Raw genomic sequence first — 22865 nt, forward strand, 5'->3', positions numbered from 1 at the left:
TGTTTTAAACCATCCCCATCAAGTTATTAATAATTTTTAAACCTGCTTGGTTAACTAAAGACAATATGGTTTCAGGATGAAATTGAACTGCATGAATTGGTAATTGCTGATGGGAAATAGCCATCACCACACCGTCATCACTCATTGCAGTAACCTTTAGTTCTTTTGGCATTGCATTAAAGCGCGCATAAAGGGAGTGATATCTCCCTGCTTTAAAACTGGCTCCCAAGCCAGAAAATAATTCTGGGTTATCGATCACATTGATGATTGAGGGTTTACCATGCATAGGATACTTTAGAATATCCAGAACGCCACCAAAATGCTCAACAATTCCTTGCAAGCCCAAACAAACTCCAAACAAAGGAGTATCAAGAGAAAGAACGGTTGCAATTGTCTGGGATAAATTGAAATCGCTTGGTTTGCCAGGACCTGGAGATAAAACAACAAGATCATATTTTTGATTTTGTAAATACTGCAAGGCTTTATCAAAACGAACTGTACTTACTTCCGCCCCAGTTTGACGGAGATAATTTGCCAAAGTATGCACAAAAGAATCTTGGTGATCTATAAGTAATACATGCTTTCCTTTTCCGGTTAATGGTAAATGTACTGTCTTGTGCTGGGCAATCATTTCACGCTTTTGCAGCATATCTAAAAAAGCAGATGCTTTTAAACGTGTTTCTTGTTCTTCAGATTCAGGAACTGAATCATAAAGCAAAGTGGCTCCTACTCGAATTTCGGCAACTCCTGTTTCAATACGCACAGTTCTTAAAACCAGGCCTGTATTTAAATTTCCATCAAAACCAAACCAGCCTACGGCACCGGCATACCATTTACGAGGGGATTTTTCATGTTCTTCAATAAAATTAAGGGCCCAAATTTTAGGAGCACCAGTTACAGTAACGACCCACATATGAGTTAAAAAAGCATCCACAGCATCGAAGTTTTCTCTTAAGATGCCTTCAACATGATCTACGGTATGAATCACTCGCGAATACATTTCAATTTGTCTGCGACCTATTACATTTACGGAGCCTGCTTCACAAATACGCGATTTATCATTTCTATCCACATCAGTACACATGGTTAATTCAGATTCTTCTTTTTTTGAATCCAATAAGATCTGAATGTTCTCCGCATCTTCAATCGCATCGACACCACGTTTAATCGTCCCGGAAATTGGGCAAGTTTCTACTCTTTTTCCTTGGACCCGTACATACATTTCGGGAGAGGCACCAACCAAATATTCGCCATCGCCTAAATTAATGAAAAAACCATAAGGTGAGGGATTTAATTGACGCATTTGTTTGAATAAAGCCGAGGGCTGGTCCTCATAATGAGTGTAAAAAGTCTGACTCGGAACAACTTCGAACAAATCACCACAAGCAAAACGTTCCTTAGCTTTATTTACAACCTGTGCATATTCTCCGGGTAAATGATCACATACTTTTTCAGGTTTATTGGAGGATTGGTATGCCGCATATACCCCTTCTCTCTTAAATGATTTTGTTGTTTGACCTTGAAATTGAAAATCATAACGCCTAAGAAATGCTTCTTCTTTGCGATGGTTCACAACATAAATTTCATCAGGTAAATAAAGAACCATATCTCGTTGAGATAGTTCTCTTTTTTTATGTTTTGATAAATCTTCAAATTGAAAAATTAAATCAAAACCAAAAGCACCATATAATCCTAAATAAGACTCATCTTCCAGTTTAAAAAAGGCCAGTATCAGACGGATTACAGTAAATACAGAGGGCTGATGGCTACGGTCTTCTTCGCTAAAGACTTCACTAGACGCTTTAATTTTGATTTGCAGCAATGCATCATTTTGCGACACGATCTCTAAAAACTTTTCACGTTCCAATAATGGAATAATGAACGTTAAGAGAATTTTACCGCGTTGGTTTAAAGCATCAATTTGAATTAAATTTTGCCTGCAAATAAAAGCCAAAGGCGGGTTATAAAAACCGATATCCCAACATGTATAACGTCCAGGATATTCAAAGCTTGAGGCAAATAAAGCTCCTCTTTGTGAATCTAAATGCTCAAGAAGATTCTCTATACCTTGTTGATAGTCCAGGGTAATTTGAGAACACTCAACTTCAACGCCCCCTTGGGTTTTGTAATGCAACATGAATGACTAACTCAATAGAATAATATGGTGTACATGTCATTCTACTTTAAAAATAGTGTTCTGCAAGAATCTCATAGCCTTAGCACACAGCGTATCCTTATGAAAATCTCCTCTTCCACTTGTGAAAGAGAGGTTGGGGTGAGTGTACTCCTTCATCCGCCCTGAAGGGCACCTTCTCCCCCAGGGGAGAAGGGAACAATAATGGATACACTATACCCATGATACAAAGCACCGGATTACGCCCTACAATCCTTTATTATTAATAATCTCTTCAAGCGAACAATTTTTATCAATTGCAGCCTGAACCCACAAACCCACCTGATGATGCGCATCCCTAAAAGGCACTCCTTGCAATACCAAAGATTCCAATATTGCAGTGGCATTCAAATAACCGCTATTGGCTTTTTGTTCCATCAACTTAGTATTGAATTGAACGCTCCTCAGGAAGGGAGTAATAATTTCTAAACAAACAGCCAATGTATTTACTGTATCAAACAAGCATTCTTTGTCTTCTTGCATGTCTTTGTTGTACGCAAGGGGTAACCCTTTCATGACTGTTAAAATTCCCATTAAATGCCCAAAAACCCGACCACTTTTACCTCTGATTAACTCCAAGACATCGGGATTTTTCTTATTAGGCATCAAAGATGAGCCAGTCGCAAAAGAATCATCAAGTGTAATAAAACCAAACTCTTGTGTGGCCCAAAGAATTAAATCCTCAGCTAAACGGGACAAATGCATCATAATAATTGAAGCAGCAGCACAAAATTCAATGATAAAATCTCGATCACTGACTGCATCCAAAGTATTCTCAATCACCCCATTAAAACCCAGAGTTTCTGCAACCCACATACGGTCCAGGGGCAAAGAACTTCCTGCCAAAGCTCCAGCACCTAAAGGGGAGCGATTCATTCGTGTCTGCCAATCATGCAAACGCTCTAAATCACGTTGAAACATTGCTAAATAAGCAGTAAAAAATTTCCCTAAATAAATAGGCTGAGCTTGTTGCAAATGCGTATACCCTGGAAGTTTATCATCTGCATGGAGTCTGGCGAGCTCTTCCAACGCCTGATTTAAATTTTGTAAAAGGGTATTAATCTGCATACCAGCATCACGAGAATATAATCTTAAATCCAGAGCAACTTGATCGTTACGGCTACGGCCGGTATGCAGTTTTTTACCGACTTCGCCAATTTTAGCAATCAGTAATTGTTCCACAAACATATGAATATCTTCACAAGATGCATCAAACTCATGAACTCCTTTTTCGATTTCATGGCTTATTTCTTCCAATCCCTTACAAATCAAATCAGCTTCGCTGTCGGAAATAATCCCTTGGCGGGCAAGCATTTTTGCATGCGCTTGACTCCCCACTATATCATGGGCATAGAGTACCTTATCAAAAGCAAGAGAAGCATTAAAATGCACCACTCTAGGATCGAGTTCTTTCTTAAACCGCCCTCCCCAGGTTTTATGCGCCATTATTTATCTCCTTTATGTACCTTGCCATAAACTTGTGCTGATAAAGAAAATAAATTTATAAATCCTTCAGCATCCTTTTGGTTATAAACTCCATCCTCTTCAAAGGTAGCCAAAGCCGGATCATGCAAACTATATGGAGACTGCATTCCATGAGGTATTATATTCCCTTTAAATAACTGGACACTCACAGTTCCAGTCATATGCTCTTGAGTCACATCAATCAACGCGTCCAAAGCATTCTTGGCTTGAGAAAACCATCGTCCCTCATAAACAAGGTTGGCATAAGTTTGTTGTAACGATTGTTTTAAATGCAAAGTCGCTCGATCAAGACATAAACTTTCGAGCATCTGATGTGCTTTATAAAGAACTGCGGCTGCAGGTGCCTCATATATGCCCCTGATTTTCATTCCAACTAATCGGTTTTCAACAATATCAGCAACTCCAATTCCATGAGTGCCTGCAATTTTATTCAGTTCTTTAAGTAACTCTACTGAATTCATTTTTTTTGCATTTAGAGCAACAGGTACGCCGTGGTCAAATTCAATGCTCACTAATTCTGAATGGTTTGGTGATTGCTCCAAAGATGTAGTCATCAGCAATAAATCATCAGGTTGAGGCTGTGCTGGATCTTCTAAAACGCCTCCTTCATGTGAAATATACCAAAGATTATGATCACGAGAATAAGGTGATTTAGGTGTCACTGGTACCTCAATTCCATGCAATTTAGCATATTCAATCGCCTCTTGTCGGGACTTAATCTTCCACGATCTCCATGGTGCGATAATTTTAAGTTCAGGAGCTAAAGCTTTTACTGTGTATTCAAAACGAACCTGATCATTACCTTTTCCAGTAGCCCCATGAGCAATAGCATCTGCTTTTTCCAGCATTGCAATTTCAACCAATTTTTTTGCGATTAAAGGTCTTGAAATCGTGCCTAAAACATATTGATTTTCATAAAGAGCCCCAGCTTTGACTAATCGCCATAAATAGTCACTCACAAATTCATCTTGAACATTCATAACATAGGCTTTTGAGGCACCACTTTTTATAGCTTTCTCTTTAATTGCCTCTAAATCTTCATTTTGTCCTAAATCACAAACCATGGCGATGATTTCAGCTTGCTGGTAATGCTCTTTAAGCCATGGAATCATTACTGATGTATCCAGGCCACCCGAATAGGCGAGGACAATTTTTTTAATCGATTCAGTCATGGGTTACTCCTGATAGTATTGTTTTAAATGTAAAATAGGTTCAGCCAATTCCTTAGGTATTACATCTGCAACGAGCTGCCCCCCTTTTAGAACAACCATGCGATCTGATATTTTACTGAGGAAATCAAGATCATGAGACGCAATAACCATTGTAACTCCTAGAGACTTTACTGAGTTTAATAAGCAGCTCACTTCATCAATTGTTGCCAGATCAAGGCCCGATGTTGGTTCATCACAAAGTAATAAATTAGGCTTCATCATTAAACTTCGCGCTAAAGCAACGCGTTGTTTTTGTCCACCAGATAACTGATGAGGATAAGCAGATGCTTTATTACTTATCCCTAAGCTCATCAGTAACGCATGCGCCTGTTCTTCATGATTTACTGTTTTGTTTTGTAAACGAGGTGCGTACACCAAATTTTGCATCACAGTCATGTGTGGAAAAAGCTGAAAATCCTGAAACATAAAACCACTGTTGCCGACAACCTCAATCGAACCTGAATCCAAAGTTTCTAGTTGTTGTATACAACGCAACAGTGTGGATTTTCCGCTTCCTGACGGTCCTGCTAAACCCAGCACCGTATTTGCTTGTACTTTTATACTAATATCATTTAATACAGGTAGAGAACCAAAATATTTACTGGCTTGGTTAATTGCTAGCATAAAGCCCCCTTTGTTCCACTTTCTTGCCCAGGAACTCAATCAAGAGAACCATACCGTAGTAAAAACATCCTGCAATACACAAAGGAACAAAATAGGTAAACTGCTCTGCGGCAACCGATTGTGCCCTGCGCATCAAATCCATTCCCCCTATAGTCGCAATCAATGCAGTTTCTTTCAGCAAGGCAATCATTTCATTAATGAATGCAGGAAAAATATTTTTAACTACTTGAGGTAAAACAATATCTTTCCACAAATAAAAGCCGGGGATTTGTAAGGTTTTTGCTGCTTCAAATTGGCCTTTAGGTAAATGTTCAATTCCTGATCTCAGAATTTCTGCAATATATGCCGAACTGTTCAAGCCAAAAGTTAAAAGTCCAGCCACTAAAATATTTGCTTTGATGCCGATTAATGCAGGTACAGCAAAATAGATAAAACTAAGTTGCAAAATTACTGGAGTCCCTCTCATTACTGAAATAAATCCATTTATTATAGGCTTCATAATCCCTTGATATCGCAATAAAGCCAATAAGGTACCTAATAAAGTCCCTATCAATAAACCACCAAGTAACAGTATTAATGTAACTAGGGTTCCCTCACCAATATAGAGGACATTTTGTTTTAACTCTTCCATTTTGTGTCCTCCAGCCATTTCTTCTTGAGTGAGTCCAGCTCACCACTTTGTTCCAACTCGTGTAACGCATGGTTTATTTTTTGAGTTAATTTAGAATTCTTTTTTAGTGCCAGACCATAGCCATCTGCTGATTTAGCTATAACAGCAAAGGATAACCCAGGATTTTTCTTGCTAAATACAGCTCCCTGAACGCCATCAACCAGAACCAAATCAACATGGCCGGCTTTGAGAGCAGCAATTGTTTGATTATTATTATCCATTACTAAAAGATTGGTGTTTGGCATATTCTTTTTTAACCAAATTTCCATCGTACTGCCTAATTGCACTGCAATTTTCTTATTAGCTAGTTGCGTCACATCATTAATCGGCTTTGTGTCAGGAAAAACAGCAGCCATGCTTTCGAAATAATAAGGTTCAGTAAAATCAAAATTCTTTTTTCTCTGATCTGTGATGGTAATCGTAGAAATTGCTGCATCAACTTGCCCCGAGCTTAAAGCCGGTAAAATACTGCTGAATTGCATGGTGTCAAAGAATGCTTTCTTTCCAAGTTTTTTTGCAATCAAGCGCGCAAGATCAATATCAAAGCCTTTGATTTCACCATGATCATTGTATTCAAATGGTGGATATTCCGCTGCTACGGCAAAATGAATATATTGAATATTATCATCTGATACCTTGGCATAGCAAAGAGAAATAAACAAAGCAAGACCCGCTAAAAAAATAAAAAATATATGTTTCATGTGAATATAAATCCAGTTTTTATGCGTTATTCAAATTTACCAACCGCAACTTGCCCTGTCAAGATATTTTGAATATAATTTCACTTTAGATGGTTTTGTATTCACTTAATCATAAATAAGCGGAGATATGAATGAGTCAAGATGCTGCTCTAGATGGGCATATATTAAATATTGTGCAAACAGAGAAAATTGCAGAACAAATCGATTTGCAAAATAGCTTAAAGGAACGCGGCTACACTATCCCCCAGGCAACTCTATCGCGAAGGTTGAAAAAACTTAAAATTGCAAAAATAGGCGGTACTTACCAAGTAGTAGATTTCAGTATGCCTAACCTACCTTTGGTATTGAACATGCAAGTATCAGATTATGGACTTATCGTGCTTCATACACACCCGGGGAATGCGAACAGCTTAGCATTTTTTATTGACAGAAAATTTGTTTCTTATTCACCTCAAGGTACCCAAAACTCAGGTATATTAGGTACCATTGCAGGTGATGATACTGTGCTTCTTATTGTAAAAAGTAAGGAACAATTACACCATGTAATTAATTTATTGCAAAATGAATTCCCTTATCTAAAAAAATAACAAACATTATCATTGTAGTCTGAGTGCAGCGTAGGCTACACATATAATTGTATTTATAAGTTATAACATCCTCGGTATAATGAGATGTTAACTCTTTGAGGTACCATTTTTATGACCATCTCGGTAAAAGAATTAGAGAAAATTTCTCAGCTGGCCTATCTGGATTCAGATATAGCGCACTCACCAAAACTCATTGAAGATATTAACGCGATAATGAATTTTGTCGATCAACTATGCTCGGTTAATACCCAAGATGTAGAACCACTTTTTCATCCCCTTGCTTTAAATCAACGTTTAAGAACCGATGTGGTTACTGAAGGAAAATGTCTGTCTGAACTAGAAGCCCTCGCACCACAATTTGAACAGGATCTTTATTTAGTACCTCAAGTTATAGACCAGAGTAAGTAATCATGGAAAATTTATCCTTAAAACAATTATCGCAAGCGTTGCATCAGGGCAAACTATCTAGCACTGAATTAACTCAGCACTACCTAATGCAAATCAAAAAGCATAATGATTTAAATGCTTTTATCAGTTTAGATGAAGAACATGCTCTACTTGAAGCTCAAAAAGCGGATCAAAAATTAAAAAAAGGCCATGGGAAAATTCTTACTGGAATACCTATGGCATTGAAAGATTTATTTTGTACCAAACGTATGCCGACTACCTGTGCATCAAAAATGCTGGAGCATTTCCAATCCCCATATGAAGCAACCTTGGCCAGTAAATTACTCGAACAAGGCTCCATTCTAATTGGTAAAACCAATATGGATGAATTTGCCATGGGATCTTCCAATGAGCACAGTTACTTTGGTGCTGTAAAAAATCCATGGGATAGAGAACGTGTTCCAGGGGGTTCCTCTGGAGGCTCAGCAGCCGCTGTAGCTGCTGGCTTAGTTCCTTTCGCCATAGGCTCCGACACTGGGGGCTCAATACGGCAACCTGCTGCCTTATGTGGAATTAGTGGAATTAAACCCACTTATGGACTCGTTTCACGCTACGGCATGATTGCCTATGCATCCAGTCTGGATCAAGCAGGACCGCTCGCTCGAAGTGCTGAAGATCTTGCATTAGTACTTCAAGCTATGGCAGGTTTTGATCCCCAAGATTCCACTTCAGTTGAGACAACAATTCCCGATTATTATACGGAACTCAATAACCCCCTGTCCAAACTAAAAATTGGTCTGCCTTCGTGCTTTTTTCAACCCCAGGTAGAACAAGAAATACAACAAGCGATTCACGAGGCAGTCAAGGTTTTTCAACAAATGGGCGCCGAAATTATCCATTTGAATTTGAATCTCCAACCTTTATGGGTACCCTGCTACTATGTAGTTGCTTGTGCTGAAGCCTCCTCTAACTTATCGCGTTATGACGGATTACGCTTTGGCTATCACAGTGACAATGCATCTACATTAACCGAACTGATTCGCAATACACGTAGTGAAGGTTTTGGTATTGAAGTAAAGCGTCGAATTCTGACAGGAACCCACGTACTTTCATCGGGTTATTTTGATGCGTATTATTTGCAAGCACAAAAAATCCGTCGTCTTATTCAGGAAGAGTTAGTTACAACACTGAAATCCGTTGATGTGATTCTCGGACCAACAACCCCAACATGTGCGTTTAAACTAGGTGAACAAGTTGCTGATCCAATTCAAAATTACCTGGCTGACGTTTTTACTGTCGCTGCTAATCTTGCTGGACTTCCCGCGATTTCGATACCCGCAGGCTTTGCTAATGGGTTACCTATAGGTATGCAACTGATGGGCAAACATTTTGGTGAAAACCGTTTGCTCCAGATTGCCCATCATTATCAACAACAAACCAGCTGGCATTTGACCAGTCCAAAGCAATAAAGGTGAATTATGGAATGGGATACAGTCATTGGCCTTGAAGTACATGCTCAGCTAAAAACAAAATCAAAACTTTTTTCTGGCGCATCTACTGCGTTCGGTTCCGCTCCTAACTCTCAAACCTGCTTTATTGACGCAGGATTTCCTGGAGTTTTACCGGTATTGAATCAGGAAGCAGTCATTATGGCAATTAAGTTTGGCTTGGCCATCCAAGCTGACATTAATGATCAATCCGTTTTTGAACGCAAAAATTATTTTTATCCGGATTTACCCAAAGGATATCAAATAAGTCAATTTCAAAAGCCTATAGTGAGCAATGGTAAATTGGCACTTACTTTGAATGATGGCAGTAAAAAAGATGTTTTGATTGTACGCGCACATTTAGAAGAGGATGCAGGTAAATCATTGCATGGAGTACATTCTGGGTACAGTGGTATTGACTTAAACCGTGCAGGAACACCCCTATTGGAAATAGTCACCGCTCCTTGTTTGTTTTCGAGCCATGAGGCAGTAAGCTACCTTAAAAAATTGCATCAGTTAGTCCAATTCTTGGGAATCTGTGATGGAAATATGCAAGAAGGCAGTTTCCGTTGTGATGTCAATTTATCATTAAAACCTAAAGGCTCTTCTGTTCTAGGAACACGAACTGAATTGAAGAATTTAAATTCATTTCGTTTTATTGAGAAAGCCATAGCTTATGAACAAGCGCGACATCAGGATCTCCTAGAACGTGGACAGCAAATAATTCAGGAAACACGCCTTTATAATCCTGATACGAATACAACCCATTCCATGCGCAGTAAAGAAAATGAAAACGATTACCGATACTTCCCTGATCCTGATTTACTGCCCATCCAAATCACTCGCTTCCTCATTGCGGAAGTAAAAAATAATTTACCTGATTTACCCGATAAAATTCATGCCGAATTAATAAACATACCGTCCCTGAATGAAGCAGACATTAATTTTATTCTTTCTTCACCTGCAGTTTATCAGTTTTTTAAATCGGTTAAAGCTCAATGTCGCGCTCCGGAAAAAGTAATTATTAACTGGTTAAAAGGTCAATATGCTGCTGCTTTAAACGAAGAGAACTTAACGTTTGATACCCCTCGTATATCCGCAGAGCTCATGGCGCATCTTCTTAATAAATTACATGACGCAGTCATTTCTTTAAACAATGCACGCGCCATTTTTGCTTTACTGTGGGCTGGTCAGAAGGATATTGAGGCAATTATCGAGCGTGAAGGATATCAACAAGTTGATGATACAGCGGCATGGGAAGAAATGATTATTAAATTGATTCAACAGTATCCTGAGCAAACAGCGGATTACAGAGCAGGAAAAGAGAAACTACTCGCATTCTTTGTAGGACAGATCATGAAGCAAACCAAAGGACAGGCGAATCCGGAACAAATCAATGCTCTACTAAAGAAACATTTAGCAGGAGATGGATAAGTTTGCATGAGAACAGTAATTTGCTCCTATCCAGCCCCACTACAATGATGTCAACTAAGAAAATCAGTGTAGCGTGGGTGAAGGCGCAAGCCGTAACCCGGGAAACTCTTTGCCAAGAAAACCCAGGTTTCGCTTCGTTACAACCAAGCTACAACCTTAAATCGATTTTACTTCAACTCGTTTAGTCGTTTATTGGTAGTGACTTCGGTAGGGAACGTTCTATTTTTTAGATCCTGAAATTCTACATCATTATCATCTATTGCCAGATAGAATTCCTTTATGGCCTTTTGTGCTTTCTCACCAACGACACCGGAGGTTTTGAGCCCATGAAAATCATCTCCAAAGAACTTGGAGCGTCCATTCTTCCAGGCTTCATCGATATCCAATAGTCGCTGTAAACTGAGCATGCGACTTGTACCAAAGTAACTACCCCCTTTAGTAATTTCCATTTTAGCGACATTGTTCTTGGTTGCGATTACGCTATTATGCGCCTTATTAATAATATCGTGTATGCTGCAGAGATCATCAATCGTTTTAATTTGATCAATCGTTGTAATTTCAAATTTGAGTTTACTTTCTAATGAAATGCAATAGTCAGACTTCGCATGATTTCGTGATTTATAGAAAAATAGAAAAGAACATGTTTTTTCCTCGGCTTCTAGTGTCTTTTTATATGTTTGTATTAATGAGATTGCTTCTTCCAGTCTATTTTTCAATCTCTTTTTCTTTTCTTCTGTGAGTGCTGCTTCTTCATTTCTTTTCTCTTTTTCTTTATGAGAACCTTGGCCTAGAAGATTTGCTCCATCATTTTTCTGCGCTTCACCGCCGAGATTACTCGATGCATCCTGTGACTCTTCGTCACTGGAATCTTTGCCTGAGGAGCTTTCTATTTTAGGTTGAGCTTCACTGCTTTTCGTTTTAATTTGCTGTAAACCAATTTCGACTTTTTCCTTTTTTTGCTGAAAGGCCTCTTCGAGCCTATCAATAGCCTGAACTGTTTGTTTATGCATATCTGAAGTGCCATGAATCTCTTTTTTGTACTTATGTAGTTTGCTTTTCTGTTCTTCAACAAATCGGATGAACTCTCGAAGCCCATGATCATCTGAAGGTATTGCTTTCTGTGTGACCTCGTTTTCAAGAGTTTTTATTTCTTCAAGCATTGTCCTTAAGCTCCTTAAATCTTTTGCTTGCTCCATAATTGACTTAAAGTTTACTTTAAGCTCGTTAAGTTTGGATTGTTCGCCCCTAATCTTTTTTTCAACAGAGGTTTCTTTGCCCCCCTCCAGGACTCCATCCATAATGAGATTTTTATCATTAAACCTCTCTTCTTCGAACGAAAGTACATTACTAAACAAAGGATTAAAATTCCGATCAAATTCCTCAAATGATTTTGGCGATTGATTTGAATTTAAAAGCGTACGATAATGGTTTTGCATTAACTCCAAGTTTTTCTGATTTGCAACCAAATCATCGGTTGCTGATTTTACTAAAGACTTAGCTTGGAGAACCAGTTCTTGATTTCGAGCGTCCTCTAACTCTCTCTGCAAAGATTCAGCTTGTTTCTTTTTTTCCTGAATGGATTGTTCAATTTCCCCAATAGCCTGACGAGTCTTTGTATGTATTTCTGAGGTACCATCAATCTTTTGTTTTATAAGCTTTATTTCTTCTTCTTTAGCTGCAATAAATTTGATAAGCTCTTGAAGTTTAGGAGCATCTGAAGATACTAATAACTCCTCAGCTTTTTTTGCGACCTCGGCTTCAATAGTTTTTATTTGTTTAAACTGAGTCGTTAAACTCATTAAATCTTCCGCTTGTTTCTTAATCGATTCAAAGTTCTCTCTTTGTTTAACGAGCTCAGATTGCTCCTTCCGAATCTCCTCTGCTGTAACAGAGCTTGCTTCACATTGCTTCATGATCTCACCCATGATACGTTTTTTTTCAGCAAAACTCTGTTCAAATTTTGAAATATATTGGCCACCAAACCAATTATTGAAGTTCCGATCAAACTCTTCAAATAATGCTTGTGAATAATCTGATTTTTTAAGCAACTCAAGGTACCGGTTTTGTATTGATTCCAAATTTTGCTGATTTTCAACCAATTCATCCGTTGCTGATTTTACTAAAGACTTAGCTTGGAGGAGCAGTTGTTGATTTCGAATAGACTCTAACTTTTCTCTAAATGCACCCAGTCGTTTGATAACGTTCAAACGGAGAGTCGAGTCAGCGGGAATTTCTTCAATTAACTTATAATCATTCTTAGTGGCTGGTTGTTTTGACTTAAAATTATGATCCGCACGTTTTCCTCGAATAGGCACTGTATCAATATCTTTTTCTTCTAATGACAAGACCCGAATCATAGAATTTAGGAAAGCCAAATAACTCTTGCTGTATTCAGAGGTATCAAATGTCATGTATAACTGAATTTTAGCTTTATTTGATTCAATTCGTTTCTTGAGTTTTTCATTAAACCCTATTTCAGAAAACTCGACAATTTGCTCTAGGAGCTCCTGTTTAGAAGATATTTCAGTGGGGTTGGTATAAATGAAAGGAATCTGCGGAATTTTCATATAAGCTTGGCAATTTAAAATCATTGTGATCATATTATAACCGATTTGGATTGTTTTTTGTATACCGATTGGTTTAATTGAAAGTTAAATATACATTAAAAGCAAAATTGAGGATTTTATTTGAGAAATTCGATATAAGGCCGGTGATCTACATAAATTTCGATCTATCAGCCTGGTTAAAAGGGATAATCATACTTTTTTGCTGTCTGAAAACATTTTTTAAGAACAAAACTTTGTGGGACATGGGTCAACACCCAAGTCTGACTTTAAAAATTATTGAAATTTAACGGATATGGGGATCAATCATCGAGCGCGTAATAAAGTAAAAAGAGTCGGTCGATAAGCCGGGTTCTGTCATGGACAATCATTCATCTGGGGCATGCGTCACCGCATGCCTCAAGCGACCTACCCGAGTCCCGTGCGGGTCACACGTCATGGCTTTTCAGCCAAATGGACTCCTATTTGGTCTTGCTCCGAGTGGGGTTTTCCCTGCCACGTCTGTTACCAGACGCGCGGTGCGCTCTTACCGCACCATTTCACCCTTACCTCAAAGAGGCGGTATATTTTCTGTGGCACTTTCCGTAGGTTCACACCTCCCAGGCGTTACCTGGCACTCTACCCTTTGGAGCCCGGACTTTCCTCCCTTTGTAAAACAAAGAGCGATTGTCTGACCAACTCTGTTATCAATGGTAGCAGAGTGCCTAGTCAAAGACTACTATATTGGAAAATTTAATATGAAAAAAACAGTGAAGATAGATTGCTTTAATCAATTAGAAGTCACGAGTCCCAATAAATTCATCATCGAAATAACGCTTTAATTTAGTACGCAAAGTACCACGGCTTACACCAAGAACACGCGCAGCTTTTGATTGGTTGTAACGAGTTAATTCCATAACAGTACGAAATAACGGCGCTTCAACCTCTTCAACGATTAATTGATATAAATTTAAGTTAGAATCTTTATTGCTAACACTGTTTAAATAACCCTTAACTGCATGAATTACTTGATGAGTAAGTGCTTCGCTGCTTTGCACCATTGTTTCTGTGCTCATTTAAGTCTCCTAGTACAAATTAATTAAATAAAATTATGCCCAGTACATACACTCACCGAACACTATGGACTATATAGTACCAAACATCTCAAAGAGTGTAAATATTGTTTTAATGATATTCATTTCTTAAGGAAATATTAAGAAAAAAAATTTTACCACTTTACAAGTTAAATGGACAAGGTGATTTTATTAATTAATTAGTGTATCTCAGCTATTTCTTGCCTGTTAGCGTAAAATAATCAGAAAATTCGCATATCTTCTTTTTTAAAAATTATAATTTTCTTTTTGTTTTTGAATTATTCCAATAAACTGAGGTATTTGATTTTCAAGGACAAGTATGACAAAAAAACATACAAGTGACTTGCATTGTCACCTCAATGGAAGTTTTAGTTTGGCGTATTTAGCGCAATTTTAACTGCATTAGAACAGTGGAACTCTCTACAACCTTGTGAAGACAAGAATCTATTGCATGGCAAAGTACGCTTAGGTCATTGTATTTTTCTTACCCAGGAACAAAAAGAACGTATTAACAAACTTGGAGTACCTATAGAAGTATGTCCCAGCTGTCACAGTAAATTGAATTGGCATCTCGAAAAGGAACCTCATCCAGCGACATTAATTTATCAGGATCTCAGCGAGCCTGTGGTTTTGGGTACCGATGATGAGCTAATTTTTGATGAGCCAATCAAAAATGAATTTAATCGATTGTTAAGTTTTTTTTCAAATAAAAAAGAATTGAGCAGGAAACAACTTAAAGAACATCAACCCAGTTTTCGTTTTTCCAATAATTAACTGAATAATTTCAGTCATCCCGGATGCACTTTGTTGCACCCAGGCTTTTTATTCTAGGCTCTGTTGACAATTGCCTCATTAGGCTAGGTTTCGCGCTTTATGCACGCAATCCAGTAAAGGCAGCATTAAAAATGCGGAATTAAATGAAATCTCAACAGACTCTAATCTACTGTAAAACTTTCTCCACATCCACATTGCCCTGTTTGATTGGGATTATTGAAAACAAACTTATAATTTAATCCCTGCTTTACATAATCAACACTCATATTTTTTAGAAAAGGATAACTGGATTTATCAATGCATACGCTGTAGTGTTCAGTCAAAGCAAGCACCAAATCACCTTCCTGAGGAGCGAGCACATAATCAACTACATAAGATAACCCCGAACATCCAGTTTTCTTAACTGATAAACGAATCCCAGTATATTCAGAATTTTTCTGCAAATATGACACCAAGTGCTTTATCGCTGCTTCAGTAAAACTGATTTCAGGCACTGTACTTTCTACATGATGTACTACTACACTCATTTGTTACCTCTCGATTCGATTTATCTTCTTCATTAAAAGCAATACTTCTTTATAAACGTCAACAATCCTTAATGCTATAGGATACTGAGCGACAGGGATATTTAATTCGTTCACAATGGACTGATAATCAATTTGTGGTGCAGTCATTATGGTCTTCCCTTCCAGCTGTCTACATAACCATTCCAGACTAGCAATTACATAAGGATTACCATTGGTTTTAAAACAAGCTCGTACAATTGTATCATCTGGATTGCACTGCATGTAGAGTTCAATAACTCCCTGACCTTTTTGGTTGTTTTTAACAACAACAGCAAAATGATCATTTAAATCGACAACACCGACATGTTTCGGTGAAAAAAAACAATCTCGTACAATTTTATTATACATCATGATGGTGACATTTCATGCAGCCGGGTTACTTGCGTACAAATAACGTTTATCGCATGCTCCACTTCTGCTTCCTTAGTAAAGCGCCCAAGAGACAATCGAATCGTGCTTTGTGCTAACTCATCACTTAATCCTAAAGACCTCAATACATACGAAGGTTGGATACTGGCGGAACTACAGGCTGACGTAGTAGAGACAGCTAAATCACTTAATGCCAGCAGTAAAGAATCCCCATCCAAACCGGAAAAACTTATATTCAGATTACCAGCGATTCGCTTTTGTTCATCCCCATTAATCTGAATGCCTGGCAAATGTTTAATGCCGTTCCATATTCGCTGGCGATACTTTAAAAGTCGTGCTTGCTCTTCATCTCGTAAGCGTTCGGCTAATGCGAATGCCTCTCCCATACCTACAATTTGATGTGTAGCCAAAGTTCCTGAGCGCAACCCCCCTTCATGCCCGCCGCCAAAACTTTGCGGCTGCAGACGAATGCGTGGTTTATGTCTCACATAAAGTGCACCTACACCTTTGGGGCCATAATTTTTATGTGCTGATAACGCCATCAAATCTACAGAAAGATGGGTGAGATCAATGGGAATTTTTCCGGCACTTTGCGCTGCGTCAACATGAAAAATAATTCCTTTATTACGTAATAAAGTCCCAATAGCCTCAATGTCTTGGACTACACCAATTTCGTTGTTCACATGCATGATGGATACCAAAATAGTATCAGGTCTTAAAGCTTGGTTCAGTTTTTCAACATCGAGTAAACCATTTGCTTCTGGTGGTAGATACGTTATTTCGAATCCGTCTTTTTCCAAGCGGCTAAAACTATCGAGTACTGCCTTATGTTCGGTACTCATGGTAATCAAATGCTTCCCTTTATTCTTATAAAAGTGAGCTGCACCTATAATTGCCAAATTATTCGCTTCAGTAGCACCTGAAGTAAATACGATATCTTGTGTCGACGCATGGATCGAATCCGCAATTTGTAAGCGTGCATGCTCTACTGCAAGAGATGCGACTCGACCGTATTCATGAGTTACTGAAGAAGGATTACCGTAATCCCCATCAGGTCCTAAATAACGGATCATGTGCTCCACTACACGCGGATCAACCGGTGTTGTTGCCATATAATCAAAATAGATTGGTATTTTAATTATCTCGCTCACTCCCACCCCTTTTGCTTGCCCATTCGAGAGATTTCTGTACCTGACTCAACATACCACGTAATAAATTAACTTCCATTTTTTCCAAATTGACGCGATTGAATAATCTTCGTACTCGTTGCATTAAACGACGAGGATTTGACGCTTTTAAAAATTGAATCTCAATAAAAACATCCCTTAAATGCTCATAAAATTGTTCAATTTCATCCGCTGTAGCATATTCATCCTGGCGTAATGCTACTTCGGCTTTCGGGGCCAATATCTTCATTCGCAACTCATAAGCAACAATCTGTACTGCTTGTGCCAGGTTCAGCGAACTATATTCAGGATTGCTTGGAATATGAATATGATAATGACATTTTAGGAGCTCTTCATTAGTAAGGCCCGCATGTTCTCGTCCAAAGACTATTGCAATTTGTGTATCTTCTGCTTGCTTACTTACCAAATCGGCACAAGATGCAGGAAGTAAGCCAGGTAACGATAGTCCTCTAGGTCTCGCACTAGTCCCTAAAATTAGCTGACAACCAATTAATGCTTCGTCTAAAGTCTCAGTAACTATAGCACTCTCCAAAAGATCATCGGCCCCAGCGGCCATTTCTTTTGCTTTATAATCGGGGAACGATTTGGGCTTAACCAGATATAATGAATTTAATCCCATAGTTTTCATTGCCCTGGCTGTCGAGCCTATATTACCTGGATGAGATGTAGCCAATAGAATAATGCGAATTGAACTTAACTTCATATACAAACTTTTATTAATGCATTGAGATCTCTATATCATATCATCGAACTTACTTTTTTACGATTTTTGCTTTTTTCATAATTAACTCTATTTGCGCAAAAAAAATATGATAGAATCACCGGTTTTGTAGATTAAAGAGTATATTCATGGAACCACTTTTAAATATAGCAATTAGCGCAGCACGACAAGCCGGTGATATTATAATTCGACACATGGAGCAAGTGGATCGTCTCAAAATTACTGCTAAAAATAACCATGAATATTTTAGCGAAGTAGACATCAAAGCAGAACAAGCTATCATTCATACAATTCATAAAGCGTATCCAGACCATGGAATCCTCGCTGAAGAAAGCGGTGTTCAAGACGGTGATAACGAGTCGATCTGGATTATTGATCCATTAGATGGAACATCTAACTATCTACATGGCTTCCCCTTCTTTTCCGTTTCAATAGCAGTGAAAGTTAAAGGAAGAATAGAGCATGGCGTTATTTATGATCCATTACGGCATGAATGTTTTGCTGCAAGCCGAGGACGTGGGGCACGTTTGAATGATCGAAGAATACGTGTTTCCAAACAAACTCAACTGATGTTCTCCCTTTTAGGAACAGGTTTCCCATCTCGTGACATCAACGTAGCACAAAGATACTTACCGACATTTGAAGCATTATTTGGCAAGTGTGCCGGAGTCAGAAGAACTGGATCTGCTGCACTTGATTTGGCCTATGTTGCTAGCGGACGCCTTGATGGATTTTGGGAGTTTGGTTTACGGCCCTGGGATATTGCAGCGGGATCTTTATTAATTAGAGAAGCGGGTGGCTTGATTAGCGATCTACAAGGTGGCGATGATTTCCTCAAACATGGAGACATTGTTGCTGGAACACCTAAAGTGTTTAAATCATTATTACAAACCATTTCTCCTGTTTTGAAATAAATCGAAGCGTACATACTTCGTAGCCTGGGTGAAGCGTAGCAGAACCCGGGCTACGAGATATCAAGATTACTCCTTATTTAAACCCCTGCTTCACTCCAAAACTTAAAGGAAGCTCATCAGCCAGAGCAGTGCCTAGATTTTTGGTCACTCGATCAAAAAGATTTTGCTTATGGGTATAATCAATAACATCAGAAATCTTAATTATTTCACGCGCTAGCTGCCCACTGCTCGCAAAACCATCAATTAACCCCATTGCTAAAGCTTGTTGCCCAGTCCAAAAAAGTCCAGAGAATGTATCATTATCAATATGTAAACGATCTCCGCGACCTTCTTTTACTCGATTAATAAATTGCTCATGAACCTGATCTAGCATGGCCTGTAGTTTTTGCTTCGCAAAATCTGTTTCAGGACTAAAAGGATCCAAAAATGACTTATTTACACCAGAAGTTTGTAATCTTCGTGTAATGCCAACTTTGTTAATTAAATCAACAAAGCCAAAACCATTATACAAAACACCTATAGAGCCAACCATACTTGCCGGGCTGGCATAAATATTTTCTGCAGCAACAGCAACGTAATAAGCAGCGGAAGCACATGCATCGACACAAACAGCATAAATTTTTATATCAGGATATTTTTTTTGATAAAACTTTATCATGTTATACATGTATTCAGCCTGGACAGGACTACCGCCAGGACTATTAATACGTACAATTACAGCCTTTAATCCAGAGTTTTTATAAGCTGAATCTAATCCCTTGGCGAAATCATCGGCATTGGCTTTCGCTTCAGCCATTTCTCCAGTAATATCGACTATACCAACATGAGGCTTAGTATTAGTGCCTATGTCTTCATTAGTACTCATTGATACTTGATATACAACGTAAGCAATGATAAGTAAATAAATAACACGCATAAACCACTTCCATCTCCGCTTCCTTTTTGCTTCTTTCATATAATCAATAATGATTTGATTCAGCAAAGCTTGAGAATCCGAAGTAGAGTTAGGGGAATGGTTGTTTGTCATAATCATCACTTGAAATAATTAAAATAATCCCCATTTTACGGTAGATACAAGAAAATTAACACACCCATTAACCCATTAGAAGGTTATATATCATGAGAATGGATAAGCTTACATCAAAGTTTCAAATTGCCCTGGCAGATGCCCAATCTCTCGCTTTAGGGAGAGATAATGGCTTTATCGAACCAGAGCACTTAATGAAAGCCCTTTTGGATCAACAAGGAGGCAGCTGCAGACCCCTGTTGAGTAAAGCCGGAGTCAATATCCCTTTATTAAGGACTCTCTTAGATCAAGCATTAGATAAACTTCCTAAAGTCTCTGGTATGGGTGGTGATATCCATATTTCCAACGGATTAAATCGTTTATTAAATCTTACAGATAAGCTGGCACAGCAAAAAAAGGATAATTTTATTTCCAGTGAACTTTTTGTTTTAGCGGCAATAAGCGAAGAAGGCAGTCTTTCTCGCATGCTTAAGCAAGCTGGCGGCGAAGCCAAAGCAATTGAAAATGCAATTATTGAGTTGCGAGGTGGAGAAAGCATTAATGACGCTAATGCCGAAGAACAGCGCCAAGCCCTGGAAAAATATACCCTTGATTTAACCGCCCGAGCAGAACAAGGTAAATTAGATCCGGTGATAGGACGCGATGATGAAATTCGTAGAACTGTTCAGGTGTTGCAAAGACGTACAAAAAACAACCCCGTTTTGATTGGTGAGCCCGGTGTAGGTAAAACTGCGATTGTTGAAGGACTGGCACAACGCATCATTAATGGTGAAGTTCCTGAAGGTTTAAAAAATAAGCGATTGCTTTCTTTAGATATGGGGGCATTGATTGCAGGGGCAAAATACCGCGGTGAGTTTGAAGAGCGCCTTAAAGCAGTTCTGAATGATTTAGCAAAACAAGAAGGTCAAATTATTCTCTTTATTGACGAACTTCATACTATGGTTGGTGCCGGAAAAGCAGAAGGTGCAATGGATGCAGGAAACATGCTAAAGCCAGCTTTAGCACGCGGTGAACTCCATTGCATCGGTGCAACCACTTTAGATGAATATCGACAATATATTGAAAAAGATGCCGCTTTGGAGCGACGCTTCCAAAAAGTTCTGGTTGATGAACCCAGTGTGGAAGACACTATTGCTATTCTGCGTGGTTTAAAGGAACGTTATGAAGTACATCATGGGGTTGAAATTACGGATCCGGCTATAGTCGCAGCAGCTACTCTATCACACCGCTATATTACAGACAGACAACTGCCTGATAAAGCAATTGACTTAATTGATGAAGCAGGAAGTTTGATTCGTATGGAAATAGATTCAAAACCTGAGAGCATGGATAAATTAGAGCGACGTTTGATTCAATTAAAAATCGAACGTGAAGCACTCAAAAAAGAGCATGATGAGGCCTCTAAAAAACGACTTGACGATCTACAACATACAATTGACGAATTAGAAAAAAGCTATTCTGATTTAGAAGAAGTATGGAAGGCAGAAAAAGCAACAATGCACGGAGCTACTCAAATTAAAGAAGCGCTTGAACAAGCAAAACTTGAAATGGAAACTGCACGTCGAGCTGGTGATTTGAGTCGAATGTCTGAATTACAATACGGACGCATTCCAGAACTTGAAAAGCGCTTAGCTCAAGTAGCCGAAGTAGAGTCGCATGAGAACAAATTAGTCCGTAACAAAGTGACTGAGGATGAGGTAGCAGAGGTCGTATCGAAGTGGACCGGCATACCTGTAGCGAAAATGATGGAAGGTGAAAAAGAAAAATTACTCCAAATGGAAGATGTGCTCCATCATCGACTTATAGGTCAAAATGAAGCAATAAATGCTGTATCCAATGCCATTCGTCGTTCACGTGCCGGTTTATCAGACCCTAACCGTCCTATAGGTTCGTTTTTATTTCTCGGTCCTACGGGTGTGGGTAAAACGGAATTATGTAAGGCCTTGGCCTCTTTTCTCTTTGATACTGAAGAAGCAATGGTACGCATTGATATGTCTGAATTTATGGAAAAACATTCTGTTGCCCGTCTGATTGGTGCCCCCCCTGGGTACGTAGGTTATGAAGAAGGCGGATATTTGACAGAAGCAGTCCGTCGCAGACCCTACTCCGTAATTTTACTTGATGAAGTAGAAAAAGCGCATACGGATGTGTTTAATATACTTTTGCAAGTTATGGATGATGGGCGCTTGACTGATGGCCAGGGACGTACCGTTGATTTTCGTAATACCATTATCGTCATGACTTCAAATCTTGGATCCAATCTGATTCAAGAAATGGGCAACAAATTTAAATACGACCAAGTTAAAGATGCTGTTATGGAAATGGTACGTCAACACTTTCGTCCTGAATTCATTAACCGGATTGATGATACAGTGGTCTTCCACGCCCTTGCTCAAGATCAAATTGCAAAAATTGCATCGATCCAAATTGGCTACTTGCAAAAGCGCTTGAATCAACAAGATATCCATCTTGATGTAACTCAAGAAGCTTTATCACACTTGGCAGAAGCAGGCTTTGACCCAGTATATGGTGCAAGACCTTTAAAACGCACTATTCAACAACAGCTGGAAAATCCTCTAGCTCAAAATATACTGACAGGAAAATTTAAGTCAGGAGAAACAATCAAGGTGACTTATAAAGATGGAGAGATGAAGTTTACGAGTCATTAATCTAATATTTGACCTGGGTGCACTGCACCCAGGCTACAATGCCCACAAACCACAAAACATTCTAACGATCCGCTCCTATCTGGTCTAATCGTTTGCATCATTAGCTGGATGACGCAAACTCTCATAATGACTTAAAGTAAGAGGTTCCACTTGAACGCTTTGACCAATAAGGTTCTCAGGCACAAACGCACTGACTTTTGTTTTATTTTTAGGCATAATAAGGGCGTCAGACCTTATCATTT

The 22865-nt window shown here is 38.7% G+C and carries 21 protein-coding genes and 1 other RNA gene; 7 read left to right on the top strand and 15 right to left on the bottom strand.

Going from position 1 to position 22865, the window contains the following annotated elements; all coding sequences use genetic code 11:
* Positions 1-4: 4 nt before the first annotated feature.
* The 6 genes from DGG96_RS07655 to DGG96_RS07680 form a co-directional block, all read right to left on the bottom strand.
* Positions 5-2137, bottom strand: coding sequence for an anthranilate synthase component I (locus DGG96_RS07655; protein ID WP_110142150.1), 2133 nt, complete (start codon positions 2135-2137; stop codon positions 5-7).
* 243 nt (positions 2138-2380) lie between these two features.
* Entirely contained in the window at positions 2381-3619 is a 1239-nt protein-coding gene (gene argH, locus DGG96_RS07660) for an argininosuccinate lyase (RefSeq protein ID WP_110142151.1), read from the bottom strand.
* Positions 3619-4830, bottom strand: coding sequence for an argininosuccinate synthase (locus tag DGG96_RS07665; protein ID WP_110142152.1), 1212 nt, complete (start codon positions 4828-4830; stop codon positions 3619-3621). The genes argH and DGG96_RS07665 overlap by 1 nt, the downstream gene beginning before the upstream one ends.
* Positions 4831-4833: 3 nt before the next feature.
* Positions 4834-5493 carry an amino acid ABC transporter ATP-binding protein gene (locus DGG96_RS07670; protein ID WP_110142153.1) on the bottom strand — a complete coding sequence of 220 codons (660 nt, stop codon included), beginning with the start codon at positions 5491-5493 and terminating at the stop codon, positions 4834-4836.
* On the bottom strand, positions 5480-6124 hold the full coding sequence (locus tag DGG96_RS07675; RefSeq protein ID WP_110142154.1) for an amino acid ABC transporter permease: 645 nt from the start codon (positions 6122-6124) through the stop codon (positions 5480-5482). The genes DGG96_RS07670 and DGG96_RS07675 overlap by 14 nt, the downstream gene beginning before the upstream one ends.
* Positions 6112-6864 carry a substrate-binding periplasmic protein gene (locus tag DGG96_RS07680; protein WP_110142155.1) on the bottom strand — a complete coding sequence of 251 codons (753 nt, stop codon included), beginning with the start codon at positions 6862-6864 and terminating at the stop codon, positions 6112-6114. The genes DGG96_RS07675 and DGG96_RS07680 overlap by 13 nt, the downstream gene beginning before the upstream one ends.
* A gap of 131 nt (positions 6865-6995) precedes the next feature.
* Here DGG96_RS07680 and DGG96_RS07685 point away from each other — a divergent pair, with 131 nt between their 5' ends.
* From DGG96_RS07685 to gatB, 4 genes are all read left to right on the top strand, one after another.
* Positions 6996-7451 (top strand): arginine repressor, encoded by a 456-nt coding sequence (locus tag DGG96_RS07685; RefSeq protein ID WP_110142156.1) that lies wholly within the window; start codon positions 6996-6998, stop codon positions 7449-7451.
* 111 nt (positions 7452-7562) lie between these two features.
* Complete coding sequence (gene gatC, locus DGG96_RS07690; RefSeq protein WP_110142157.1) at positions 7563-7859, top strand: Asp-tRNA(Asn)/Glu-tRNA(Gln) amidotransferase subunit GatC; 297 nt, start codon at positions 7563-7565, stop codon at positions 7857-7859.
* 2 nt (positions 7860-7861) lie between these two features.
* Complete coding sequence (gene gatA, locus DGG96_RS07695; RefSeq protein WP_110142158.1) at positions 7862-9307, top strand: Asp-tRNA(Asn)/Glu-tRNA(Gln) amidotransferase subunit GatA; 1446 nt, start codon at positions 7862-7864, stop codon at positions 9305-9307.
* Positions 9308-9316: 9 nt separating this feature from the next.
* Positions 9317-10759 carry an Asp-tRNA(Asn)/Glu-tRNA(Gln) amidotransferase subunit GatB gene (gatB, locus tag DGG96_RS07700; RefSeq protein ID WP_110142159.1) on the top strand — a complete coding sequence of 481 codons (1443 nt, stop codon included), beginning with the start codon at positions 9317-9319 and terminating at the stop codon, positions 10757-10759.
* 167 nt (positions 10760-10926) lie between these two features.
* Here gatB and DGG96_RS07705 read toward each other — a convergent pair whose 3' ends face one another.
* From DGG96_RS07705 to DGG96_RS07715, 3 genes are all read right to left on the bottom strand, one after another.
* Positions 10927-13359 carry a hypothetical protein gene (locus DGG96_RS07705; RefSeq protein WP_126955510.1) on the bottom strand — a complete coding sequence of 811 codons (2433 nt, stop codon included), beginning with the start codon at positions 13357-13359 and terminating at the stop codon, positions 10927-10929.
* 291 nt (positions 13360-13650) lie between these two features.
* An RNA gene (gene rnpB / locus DGG96_RS07710) (RNase P RNA component class A) lies at positions 13651-14005 on the bottom strand.
* A gap of 91 nt (positions 14006-14096) precedes the next feature.
* Positions 14097-14378: a helix-turn-helix domain-containing protein gene (locus tag DGG96_RS07715; RefSeq protein ID WP_058468001.1), complete on the bottom strand. Its 282-nt coding sequence runs from the start codon at positions 14376-14378 to the stop codon at positions 14097-14099.
* Positions 14379-14843: 465 nt separating this feature from the next.
* On the opposite strand from DGG96_RS07715, the gene DGG96_RS07720 reads away from it, so the two are divergent.
* On the top strand, positions 14844-15170 hold the full coding sequence (locus DGG96_RS07720; protein ID WP_158618873.1) for an amidohydrolase family protein: 327 nt from the start codon (positions 14844-14846) through the stop codon (positions 15168-15170).
* 161 nt (positions 15171-15331) lie between these two features.
* Here DGG96_RS07720 and DGG96_RS07725 read toward each other — a convergent pair whose 3' ends face one another.
* The 4 genes from DGG96_RS07725 to trmJ are packed head-to-tail and all read right to left on the bottom strand — an operon-like array spanning position 15332 to position 17995.
* Positions 15332-15697: a HesB/IscA family protein gene (locus DGG96_RS07725; RefSeq protein ID WP_110142162.1), complete on the bottom strand. Its 366-nt coding sequence runs from the start codon at positions 15695-15697 to the stop codon at positions 15332-15334.
* A 3-nt stretch (positions 15698-15700) separates the two neighbouring features.
* Positions 15701-16087, bottom strand: a complete 387-nt coding sequence (locus DGG96_RS07730) for an iron-sulfur cluster assembly scaffold protein (RefSeq protein WP_110142163.1) — start codon at positions 16085-16087, stop codon at positions 15701-15703.
* A complete protein-coding gene (locus tag DGG96_RS07735) occupies positions 16084-17256 on the bottom strand; it encodes an IscS subfamily cysteine desulfurase (RefSeq protein WP_110142164.1) in 1173 nt (390 codons plus the stop codon). The genes DGG96_RS07730 and DGG96_RS07735 overlap by 4 nt, the downstream gene beginning before the upstream one ends.
* The gene (gene trmJ / locus DGG96_RS07740; protein WP_110142165.1) at positions 17240-17995 is read right to left on the bottom strand and encodes a tRNA (cytosine(32)/uridine(32)-2'-O)-methyltransferase TrmJ; all 756 of its coding nucleotides are present in this window, start codon (positions 17993-17995) and stop codon (positions 17240-17242) included. Before trmJ ends, DGG96_RS07735 begins: the two co-directional genes overlap by 17 nt.
* A 146-nt stretch (positions 17996-18141) precedes the next feature.
* Here trmJ and DGG96_RS07745 point away from each other — a divergent pair, with 146 nt between their 5' ends.
* Complete coding sequence (locus DGG96_RS07745) at positions 18142-18927, top strand: inositol monophosphatase family protein (protein WP_110142166.1); 786 nt, start codon at positions 18142-18144, stop codon at positions 18925-18927.
* A gap of 73 nt (positions 18928-19000) precedes the next feature.
* Here DGG96_RS07745 and DGG96_RS07750 read toward each other — a convergent pair whose 3' ends face one another.
* Entirely contained in the window at positions 19001-19954 is a 954-nt protein-coding gene (locus DGG96_RS07750) for a S49 family peptidase (RefSeq protein ID WP_110142167.1), read from the bottom strand.
* Positions 19955-20046: 92 nt separating this feature from the next.
* Between DGG96_RS07750 and clpB the strand changes: the two genes are divergently transcribed.
* The gene (gene clpB, locus DGG96_RS07755; RefSeq protein WP_110142168.1) at positions 20047-22623 is read left to right on the top strand and encodes an ATP-dependent chaperone ClpB; all 2577 of its coding nucleotides are present in this window, start codon (positions 20047-20049) and stop codon (positions 22621-22623) included.
* An 84-nt stretch (positions 22624-22707) separates the two neighbouring features.
* Here clpB and DGG96_RS21035 read toward each other — a convergent pair whose 3' ends face one another.
* Complete coding sequence (locus tag DGG96_RS21035; protein ID WP_199739225.1) at positions 22708-22863, bottom strand: hypothetical protein; 156 nt, start codon at positions 22861-22863, stop codon at positions 22708-22710.
* Positions 22864-22865 lie beyond the last annotated feature (2 nt).

This window comes from Legionella qingyii (assembly GCF_003184185.1).

Excerpts from the sequence above, each read along its gene's own strand:
- DGG96_RS07655 (WP_110142150.1), bottom strand. The coding sequence starts at position 2,137 with ATGTTGCATTACAAAACCCAAGGGGGCGTTGAAGTTGAGTGTTCTCAA.
- argH (WP_110142151.1), bottom strand. The coding sequence starts at position 3,619 with ATGGCGCATAAAACCTGGGGAGGGCGGTTTAAGAAAGAACTCGATCCT.
- DGG96_RS07665 (WP_110142152.1), bottom strand. The coding sequence starts at position 4,830 with ATGACTGAATCGATTAAAAAAATTGTCCTCGCCTATTCGGGTGGCCTG.
- DGG96_RS07670 (WP_110142153.1), bottom strand. The coding sequence starts at position 5,493 with ATGCTAGCAATTAACCAAGCCAGTAAATATTTTGGTTCTCTACCTGTA.
- DGG96_RS07675 (WP_110142154.1), bottom strand. The coding sequence starts at position 6,124 with ATGGAAGAGTTAAAACAAAATGTCCTCTATATTGGTGAGGGAACCCTA.
- DGG96_RS07680 (WP_110142155.1), bottom strand. The coding sequence starts at position 6,864 with ATGAAACATATATTTTTTATTTTTTTAGCGGGTCTTGCTTTGTTTATT.
- DGG96_RS07685 (WP_110142156.1), top strand. The coding sequence starts at position 6,996 with ATGAGTCAAGATGCTGCTCTAGATGGGCATATATTAAATATTGTGCAA.
- gatC (WP_110142157.1), top strand. The coding sequence starts at position 7,563 with ATGACCATCTCGGTAAAAGAATTAGAGAAAATTTCTCAGCTGGCCTAT.
- gatA (WP_110142158.1), top strand. The coding sequence starts at position 7,862 with ATGGAAAATTTATCCTTAAAACAATTATCGCAAGCGTTGCATCAGGGC.
- gatB (WP_110142159.1), top strand. The coding sequence starts at position 9,317 with ATGGAATGGGATACAGTCATTGGCCTTGAAGTACATGCTCAGCTAAAA.
- DGG96_RS07705 (WP_126955510.1), bottom strand. The coding sequence starts at position 13,359 with ATGATCACAATGATTTTAAATTGCCAAGCTTATATGAAAATTCCGCAG.
- DGG96_RS07715 (WP_058468001.1), bottom strand. The coding sequence starts at position 14,378 with ATGAGCACAGAAACAATGGTGCAAAGCAGCGAAGCACTTACTCATCAA.
- DGG96_RS07725 (WP_110142162.1), bottom strand. The coding sequence starts at position 15,697 with ATGAGTGTAGTAGTACATCATGTAGAAAGTACAGTGCCTGAAATCAGT.
- DGG96_RS07730 (WP_110142163.1), bottom strand. The coding sequence starts at position 16,087 with ATGATGTATAATAAAATTGTACGAGATTGTTTTTTTTCACCGAAACAT.
- trmJ (WP_110142165.1), bottom strand. The coding sequence starts at position 17,995 with ATGAAGTTAAGTTCAATTCGCATTATTCTATTGGCTACATCTCATCCA.
- DGG96_RS07745 (WP_110142166.1), top strand. The coding sequence starts at position 18,142 with ATGGAACCACTTTTAAATATAGCAATTAGCGCAGCACGACAAGCCGGT.
- DGG96_RS07750 (WP_110142167.1), bottom strand. The coding sequence starts at position 19,954 with ATGACAAACAACCATTCCCCTAACTCTACTTCGGATTCTCAAGCTTTG.
- clpB (WP_110142168.1), top strand. The coding sequence starts at position 20,047 with ATGAGAATGGATAAGCTTACATCAAAGTTTCAAATTGCCCTGGCAGAT.
- DGG96_RS21035 (WP_199739225.1), bottom strand. The coding sequence starts at position 22,863 with ATGATAAGGTCTGACGCCCTTATTATGCCTAAAAATAAAACAAAAGTC.